Here is a 7,999-nt window from a genome sequence, read left to right on the forward strand (position 1 = left end):
GCGATCAACTGCTCATCCGTGACCGCACCCACCGGCTCCACGGCCGGCTCCTGCCCCGAGGTGATCTCGGTCGTCATCTGGCGTCTCTCCCTTGATCGGTCGATCAGCCGTTATTTGTACAGTCCCGTTCACGGTGTTGGTTGACACGCTGTTCGGCTTGTCGGCCGGGCCGCGTGTCGACGTTCACGCCGTGTGGATGGCAGAGCTGGGCTTCCCCCGGGGGTGTGGACACCGGGTTATGCCGCGATCGGTAGCAGCGTAGTGGGTTCGAGGGTTCGTTCGTACTCGGCGGGGCTGCGGTAGCCGAGGGCGGAGTGGCGACGGCGGTGGTTGTAGAAGGCGATCCAGCGGAAGATGTCGCGTCGGGGTCGGCCTCGCTGTTCCAGCGTCGATGGTCGACGGCGAGTTCGCGTTTGAGGGTGGCGAAGAACGCCTCCGCGAGTGCGTTGTCGAACGATGAGCCGATGCGGCCCCTGGAGCGGCGTACGCCGTGGCGGTGGCAGGCGTCGGCGAAACCGGCGCTGCCCTGGGCGCCGCGGTCGCTGTGGAAGATCACGCCGTGGACCCGGCCACCGCGGGCGGCGACGGCCGCGTCGAGCGCGTTGATGACGAGGTCGGTACGCATGTGGGTGCGCAGGATCTCCTTCTCGACCTGCAACTCGGCGACCTGCCGACGCAGTCGGGCGATCTCGGCGTCCTTGTCCGCCACCGACAACCCGCCACCAGCCGCCACCAGGACCGAACCCGACGTCTGATGCTCGTGCTTGCGGACCCAGTTCCGCAGCGTCTCATGGCTCATACCCAACTCGCGCGCGACCTCGTTGATCGGCCGCCCGGACGAGCGCACCAGGTCAACCGCGTCGCGCCGGAACTCTTGCGTGTACTTCTATGGACGCCCCAACGGGGACACCCCTTCCTCTGGACTCAAGATCGAGTTCTCAGGGTGTCCACACCTCCGGGGGAAGCCCAGGCTTCCGAGGCTGCACGACCTGTCAGAGCCACTGCAGCTTCTGTCAGCCCTTCTCAATGCCTCTGCTTCACCCCTTCCGTTGGCCCTTCGCCCGCCCTTCACCACTGATCACCCAGCACCGCCGACAGGGTCGCCGGGTCGACTCGTCGCTGCTGCACACGGCCGCTGACAGTCAGCCGTCAGCCCGACGCGGTTTCCAGACCCCCCTCCACAGAGGGGACCAGATCCGCGCACCCGACCTTGGCCAACCGGTGCCGCGAGACGTGCGATTAGGGTCTGCGCATGCGGGATGACATCGTTCTGCGGCTCGACCACGCAACCGCGGAAGATCTGTACGTCGCGCTGTACGAGGCCGGAGAGCACATCGCGGCCGGCGCAGCCATCACTCCGCCCACGGCCGAGGAGGCCGAGCGCCTGGGCACTCTTCTGCGGGACCTAGGCCACGCCCTTGGCCGTCGTTGCTCTCCGTACTGCGACCACGTCTAGTTGGTAGGGGTCGCGCGTGCTCAGCGGCATGACAGGACACCCGAGGGTGACCAATCGGTTGTCGCGTGCTTCGATGGGAAGGTGACCCGACTCCATGAATCCGAGCATGTCGTCACCGCCAGCCGTGATGTTGCCGCGACGGCTGCGGAGATCTTCGAGCTCATCGCCGATCCGTCACAGCAGCCCCGCTGGGACGGCAACGACAACTTGTCCGAGGCGCTTTCCGGGCAGCGAGTCCATGCCGTCGGTGACGTCTTCATCATGACGATCACGACAGGCAGCGTCCGCGAGAACCATGTGGTCGAGTTCGTCGAGCAGCGCCGCATCGCGTGGCGACCAAGCGAGCCAGGCCAGCCGACACCCGGGCATCTGTGGCGGTGGGTACTCGAGCCGATCGACGCATCACACACGCGCGTGACGCACACCTACGACTGGACACAACTCACGGATGAGAAGCGCATCCCGCGCGCAAGAGCGACCACGGCGGACAAGCTGCGGGCCTCGCTCGACCGGCTCGCCGAGCTGGCCGAACGCCGCTGATCCACACCCTCGGAACGCCATCAGCCGAGCAACGTCGTTTAGCGGAGCACGTCCCGAATCCGGCGCCGCCGGCCATCGGCCGTTCGATCACTTCGACGCCGGGCCTCCGCCAACGTGCGCGCTCATCGGCATGACCGGGCTACCGCATCCGGGTGCGAGCTTCGGGCGCAGGCACGGACAGTGACGGCCGTGCCCGACGACCATCGCGCACGCTCGGCGGCAGAAGCGTGCACGTGATCTTGTTCCCGGATACCAGCGAACTCTCTGGCGCAGTAGGCAGGCTACGAACGTTTCGTTTCTTGTCTGAGGGCGCGAGCGAGGCGGCGGACGGCCTCGTCCATGAGGTCGGGTGGGGCTGCGGCGTAGGTCAGGCGCAGGTGCGGCGCCGGGGGTTCGGCCGCGTACCACGGGCGGCCGGGGAAGACGATGACGCCTTCGGCGGCAGCTGCGGCGGTCAGGGCGACGTCGTCGGTGCTGTCGGGCAGGCTGGCCCACAGGTGCAGGCCGCCGCGTGGGATCGTCGGTGGGGCGAGTCCCGGCAGGTGCTGGCGCAGTGCGGTCAGCAGCGCCTCGCGCCGGGTCCGCAGCGCGGTGCGCAGGGTGCGGCGGTGCCGTGTCCAGGCCGGGGCGGTGACGAACTCCAGCGTGGCCTGCTGCAGCGGGCCGGCGACGAAGAAGTCGTCGAGCAACCTGGCCGAGCGCAGCCGGGCACCGGCTGGGCCGCGGGCACCGATCGCGGCGACACGTAGGCCGGGAGCGGCGGACTTGGTCAGTGAGCGCAGGTAGATCACGTGCCCGTCTGGGTCATCGGCAGCCAGCGGTGGCGGGGCTTCTCCGTCGATGGTGAGGTCGCGGGCGTAGTCGTCCTCGATCAGGAACGCTCCGGCGTCGCGTATGGCATCGGCGACCTGGCCTCGGCGGTGAGCTGCCAGTGTCGCACCGGTCGGGTTGGCGTAGAGCGGTTGGCAGTAGAACAGTCGCGCCCTGGTGCGAGCAAACGCGGCGGCGAGTTGGTCAGGGAGTACGCCGTCGGCGTCGGCGGGCACTGGTACCACCCGCAGCCCAGCCGCCCGGGCCGTGGCCAGCGCCCCCAGGTAAGTCGGGGACTCGACGAGCAGGGTGTCGCCGGGTGCGGCGAGCGCGCGTAACGCGGATGACAGCGCCGCCTGCCCGCCCGGGCAGATCACCATGTCGTCGGCGCGCAGCCGGGCCCCGGCCTCACCGGCGAACCAGGCGCGCAGGTCCTCACGCCCCTCGGCCGGCCCGCGCTGCCAGGCTGCGGGCTGCCGGGCAGCGCGGGTGAGCGCGGCGCCGAGCGCCGCAGCCGGCTGCAGATCCGCGTCCAGGTAGCCGCCAGACAGCGGAATCGCTCCCGACTGCGGTAACGCCAGTAACGCCTGCATCTCATCCTCGCCCGATATGCGGGCACCGAGCGCCACCGTCTGCCACGACAGGTCGGGTGCGCGCCGCTCGTCCGGCGGGGCGGCCACGAAGGTGCCCTTCCCCGATCGCGTCTCGATCAGCCCTTGCGCCACCAGCTGTCGGACCGCCTCGGCGACGGTCACCGGCGAGGCCTGGTGCCGGGCGGTCAACTCGCGCACCGAGGGCAGCCGAGTTCCAGGGTCCGAGACGGCCACGAGCCCGCGCAGATCTTGGATAACGCGGGCCACTGCGTTACCGTTGCTCATGAAGGACAAGAGTAGCGCTACTGTCGCAACCACGGTAACGGCGGATCGGGTCATCGGCCTCAGCCTCGGCGCGCTGGGCGTGCTCGCCTTCAGTATGTCGCTGCCCGCCACCCGCGTCGCCGTGCAGCAACTCGACCCGTGGTTCGTCGCCTTCGGTCGGGCCGTCGGTGCGGCGCTACTGGCATGGGCGTACCTATGTTTCACCGGCGCGCCGCGACCCACCCGGAGCCAGTGGCGGCGGCTGTCGATTGTCGCCGTTGGCGTCGTTGTCGGCTTCCCGCTGTTCACCTCGCTGGCACTGACTACCCAGACCTCTGCTCACGGTGCGGTCGTCATCGCCGTGCTGCCCGCCATGACCGCCGTGTTCGCGGTACTGCGGGCCGGCGAGCGCCCTCCGCTGCTGTTCTGGGTCGCCAGCGTCGGCGGGCTACTGGCGGTGCTCGCCTTCCTGATCACCAGCGGGGCGGTGCACGGCGCACTGTCGGCCGCCGACCTGTTCCTGCTCGCGGCGGTCGTCCTGTGTGGTCTGGGATACGCCGAGGGCGGCGCGCTGGCCCGGGAACTGGGCGGTGCCCGGACGATCTGCTGGGCGCTGCTGCTCTCGCTGCCCGTCACCCTGCTCATCACGCTCGTCGCCGCCTCGGCCCACCCGCCGCGCGCCGACGCCGCCGCTTGGTCGGCGTTCGGATACCTCACCGTGATCTCCATGTTCCTGGGCTTTTTCGCCTGGTACGCAGGTCTAGCCCGAGGTGGCATCGCCCAGGTCGGCCAGATCCAGCTCGCACAGCCGGTACTCACCCTGCTCTGGTCCGCGCTATTGCTCGGAGAGACCGTCACCCCTGCCTCGATCGGGGCGGCGCTGGTCGTGCTGGCCTGCGTCGTACTGATTCAGCGCAGCCGCAGCGCGCGCGCACAACAGACCAGGACGCCACCGCTGACGCGATGCACCGCACTCTTCCAGCCCCCATGCGCGGGGCCGCTCCCCGCACAAGGCACCCCCGCGAGCGGCCGACCACACCCATCAAACCCTGAACTTGCCGACGTGACGGACCGGGCCACACTCAACTCGGCATGACAGGACACTTCGCCGTCGGCAACCTAACGCCCCTAGATCACTGGCACCTGTCGCACATCACCTGGCAGAGCTGCGTTGCACATCAGTTGTCGGATCACAGTGACCGTCGCCGGACGTCTACCCGCCTAGGTTGCGGATCTCTTCGTACAGGTCGTCCGCCGCGCTTGCCCCTCGGTATGGCTCGGCGCGAAGCATCGCCGCGAACCTGTCGAGCCGCTTCTTGATCCAGGAAATTTGGCGGTCCGCCGGCAGATCGAGAATCGACCGGATGGCGGCAGTAGCGGAGTCGAGGTCCCCGACTTGCACGAAGGCTGTTCCTTGGTAGACGTGGGCCAGGGCAAGGACCTGCTCTCCGGGGGCTCCTTCGCCAACCGGCTGGACGAAGCGGTCGCGGCGCGGGATGCGGACTATTTGCAGACTGGCACGGCCAGCGGCGAGGTTGTCGACCTCGGGAAACGGCGAAGCCCAGGCCGATGACCTGGGCTTCTGTACCGAGCCGCCTGACGGAATCGAACCGTCGACCTACGCATTACGAGATCAAACTGCCCACCTCGGTCTACCTGCCCGAACCCGGCTTGGCCTGCGGAAACCCCTCTCGGCATCTCTCAGCGTCGGCGGTCGAGGGCCAACCTATTAGGGACTGGATGAGGACTGAGGGCACCTGGACTGCTTCGCGGCCGGGACCGAGAGCCACCGGCACCCGCCGGTCGCCGCCCCGCACCGCGCCAGGAGCTACCGCGCGGCCCGGCGGACGAGGTTCCGTACCGCAGGGGTTCCGGCATGCTGATGCTTATGGTCCAGAGGAACGGGACGCCGGAGCCGGCCGGATATGAACAGGCCATGCCAGATATTCAGGCGCGGGTGAAGAAGTATGAGGCAGCTCTTGCGAAGGCCCGCCTGACCCATGGTGGGTCGATGGAAGAGGTGCGGGAGGCTCTCGCCGAGGCGTTCGAGGCCGAAGGCCTGACAGTCTGGAAGGAGGTAGCAGACGATGCGGCTCGGCTGATCGCAGGTGAGGACGAGCCTGGTCCAGCCGCAGGCTGATGTAGGAGGCGACTTGTACGGCCACTGATCCGTAGATTCCCAAGACCATGTCGAGGCCGTCCGATTCCGTCCGCCTGGTCCTAGTCCTCAAGCGCTCGGCAACTCGATTGGTCCCGCCCCGTCCGGTCCCGTCCGCCCCGATGGCTCCCATGCGTGGCTCCCAGACTGTCAGCTTCGGAATTGGACAAGATCGGTCGTCGTGCTGGGTAGCCGCTGGTCGGTCCGGTCCTGGGCGGCCTGGCTTGGCCCCTGGTGGCACTCGCTGGCCCGTACAGCCAAGCGGCACTGCGGTGAGGATCAGTGCAGCATTCGGATGACGCCCGCGACGATGCCGACCAGAAACGGGAGCACCGCCAGCGCAGCGAACAGGCGGGCGAAGAAGCGACGTCTGGGTGTCCCGCCGCGACCCATCCGGCCGAGCATCCCCATCTGCGACTCGAAGAGGTAAGGGCTGGGGTGGCCGCTGGTCATGTACTCAAGCGGGTCATCGCCTCGCTGGGGGCCCTGCCGGTCTGCCATGACCACATAGTGCAGTGCCGTGTTACATCTAGCGTGAAGAGTGGCGACGGAACCGAACCCGCACCGTCAGTTTGTCCCCGATGACTCTGTCGCGACGCCCGTGCCGTGCGTGAAAATCGGCGGTGGTCGCCCGCCGACGTCGACCTTCCTTGGAACTTCGAGTCCGTCAGTTTGTCTGACGCTGGGAGCGTGAACTTAGGGGCCCTGCATTGTTGCTTCGAGCGCGCGAGTCCGGCTCTGTCCCTGCCCCCTACCGTTCCCGCGGGTGGCCACCTGGGACTGCCCCGGGTTTGGTTGACTTGCGGGGTTGAGTGGTTCAGGCCGCGTGTGCGGGCTGGTTGATTGTCTCAAACTCGATCGGGGTGAGTCGTCCGAGGCGTCGTTGCCGTCGGCGGCGGTGGTAGGTGCGTTCGATCCAGGTCACGATCGCCAGCCGCAGTTCGTGGCGGGTGTGCCAGCGTTGCCGGTCGAGGACGTTTCGTTGCAGCAGGGCGAAGAACGATTCCATCGCGGCGTTGTCACCGCAGGCGCCGACCCGGCCCATCGAGCCGACCAATCCGTTGCGTCCCAGGGCCTTGACGTACTTTCGGGATCGAAATTGGGCGGATTCAACCGGTCGTCGCAACACCTTGTCGGAGAGGTCGATCGTGCCAGCCGGGTCCCGGAGCCGGGTGGCGTTGGACAGCGCCGCCACGGCCAAGGAGGCCTTCATGCGCGAGTCGATGGAGTAGCCGACGATCCGGCCGGAGTACACGTCCTTGATCGCGCAGAGGTAGAGCTTGCCCTCGGCGGTGGGGTGTTCGGTGATGTCGGTCAGCCACACTCGGTCCGGGGCGTCGGCGGTGAAGCGGCGTTGCACCAGGTCGTGGTGCACCGGCGGCCCGGCCCGCCGCGTGAGGCCTCTGCGTTTGGCGAACACCGACCAGATGCGCTGTTGTGAGCACAGCCGCGCGACCCGGTTCGGGCCGGCGGTGATGCCGTGGGCGGGTAGTTCGTCGGCGATGAACCGGTACCCGAACGCCGGGTCGTCGGCGTGGATGTCGAGGGCGGTGTTGATCAGGTGGGCGTCGTCCCAGTCTCGCTGCGAGACCGGCTCGGCGCGCCACGCGTAGTAGGCCTGCTTGCTGAAGCCCAGCACCCGGCAGGTCACCGCGACGGGGATCCCGTCCGCGGCCAGGTCACTGACCAGCGGGTACATCATTTTGGGGAGATCTCCTTGGCGAAGTACGCCGCGGCCCGGCGCAGGATCTCGTTCTCCTGCTCCAGGACCTTGTTGCGCCTGCGCAGCTCCCGCAGTTCCGCCGACTCGGGACTGGTGGTCCCAGGCCGGACGCCGTCTTCGACGTCGGCGAGCTTGAGCCAGCGGTGCAGACACGCCTCGGAGATCCCGAAGTCCTTCGCGATCTGAGCGATCGGAGCCTCGCCCTTGCGGGCGACCGCGACGACGTCGCGCCGGAACTCCAGGGGGAACGCTTTCGGCATGACAGACATCCTTCCAGCGAGGAGCACATCCTCACAGGCCAGGAGTCAACCGAACCGGGGGCAGTCCCCCTGTCGATGTGTGGCTGAAGGGTGGTGGCCGGTGGAGGAGATGACCGAGGAGCCGGTGGAGCTGGTTACGCGGGTGTGCGCGATCGATATTGGCAAGGCGGGTCTGGTGGCGTGTGTGCGGGTGCC

7 protein-coding genes and 1 pseudogene are annotated in these 7,999 nt (G+C 68.2%); 4 read left to right on the plus strand and 4 right to left on the minus strand.

Translation table 11 applies throughout. From position 1 onward, the window contains the following. Positions 1 to 103 precede the first annotated feature (103 nt). Positions 104 to 874, minus strand: a pseudogene (locus KBX37_RS32560) (transposase); the annotation flags it as partial. A 378-nt stretch (positions 875 to 1,252) separates the two neighbouring features. On the opposite strand from KBX37_RS32560, the gene KBX37_RS32565 reads away from it, so the two are divergent. Both KBX37_RS32565 and KBX37_RS32570 read left to right on the plus strand, forming a co-directional pair. Next, positions 1,253 to 1,456: a hypothetical protein gene (locus KBX37_RS32565; protein ID WP_210779672.1), complete on the plus strand. Its 204-nt coding sequence runs from the start codon at positions 1,253 to 1,255 to the stop codon at positions 1,454 to 1,456. Positions 1,457 to 1,537: 81 nt separating this feature from the next. Then, positions 1,538 to 1,996, plus strand: a complete 459-nt coding sequence (locus KBX37_RS32570) for an SRPBCC family protein (protein ID WP_210779673.1) — start codon at positions 1,538 to 1,540, stop codon at positions 1,994 to 1,996. Between the two features lie 281 nt (positions 1,997 to 2,277). Here the strand turns inward: KBX37_RS32570 and KBX37_RS32575 are convergent, their stop codons facing one another. Then, complete coding sequence (locus KBX37_RS32575; RefSeq protein ID WP_210779674.1) at positions 2,278 to 3,684, minus strand: PLP-dependent aminotransferase family protein; 1,407 nt, start codon at positions 3,682 to 3,684, stop codon at positions 2,278 to 2,280. Between KBX37_RS32575 and KBX37_RS32580 the strand changes: the two genes are divergently transcribed. Together KBX37_RS32580 and KBX37_RS32585 are read left to right on the plus strand one after the other, a co-directional pair. Further along, positions 3,683 to 4,759: a DMT family transporter gene (locus KBX37_RS32580; protein ID WP_210779675.1), complete on the plus strand. Its 1,077-nt coding sequence runs from the start codon at positions 3,683 to 3,685 to the stop codon at positions 4,757 to 4,759. The genes KBX37_RS32575 and KBX37_RS32580 overlap by 2 nt on opposite strands. A 780-nt stretch (positions 4,760 to 5,539) precedes the next feature. Then, entirely contained in the window at positions 5,540 to 5,803 is a 264-nt protein-coding gene (locus KBX37_RS32585) for a hypothetical protein (protein WP_210779676.1), read from the plus strand. 297 nt (positions 5,804 to 6,100) lie between these two features. Here KBX37_RS32585 and KBX37_RS32590 read toward each other — a convergent pair whose 3' ends face one another. Further along, the gene (locus tag KBX37_RS32590; RefSeq protein ID WP_210779677.1) at positions 6,101 to 6,322 is read right to left on the minus strand and encodes a hypothetical protein; all 222 of its coding nucleotides are present in this window, start codon (positions 6,320 to 6,322) and stop codon (positions 6,101 to 6,103) included. Positions 6,323 to 6,638: 316 nt separating this feature from the next. Next, positions 6,639 to 7,804 (minus strand): IS3 family transposase gene (locus tag KBX37_RS32595; protein ID WP_210779678.1). Its coding sequence is split into 2 segments (ribosomal slippage): positions 6,639 to 7,531 and positions 7,531 to 7,804, totalling 1,167 coding nucleotides; the frame shifts between segments, so codons are not numbered across the junction. Positions 7,805 to 7,999 lie beyond the last annotated feature (195 nt).

This window comes from Micromonospora sp. U56 (assembly GCF_018070095.1).
Classification (GTDB): domain Bacteria; phylum Actinomycetota; class Actinomycetes; order Mycobacteriales; family Micromonosporaceae; genus Micromonospora; species Micromonospora purpureochromogenes.

Excerpts from the sequence above, each read along its gene's own strand:
- KBX37_RS32565 (WP_210779672.1), top strand. The coding sequence starts at position 1,253 with ATGCGGGATGACATCGTTCTGCGGCTCGACCACGCAACCGCGGAAGAT.
- KBX37_RS32580 (WP_210779675.1), top strand. The coding sequence starts at position 3,683 with ATGAAGGACAAGAGTAGCGCTACTGTCGCAACCACGGTAACGGCGGAT.
- KBX37_RS32575 (WP_210779674.1), bottom strand. The coding sequence starts at position 3,684 with ATGAGCAACGGTAACGCAGTGGCCCGCGTTATCCAAGATCTGCGCGGG.
- KBX37_RS32585 (WP_210779676.1), top strand. The coding sequence starts at position 5,540 with ATGCTGATGCTTATGGTCCAGAGGAACGGGACGCCGGAGCCGGCCGGA.
- KBX37_RS32590 (WP_210779677.1), bottom strand. The coding sequence starts at position 6,322 with ATGGCAGACCGGCAGGGCCCCCAGCGAGGCGATGACCCGCTTGAGTAC.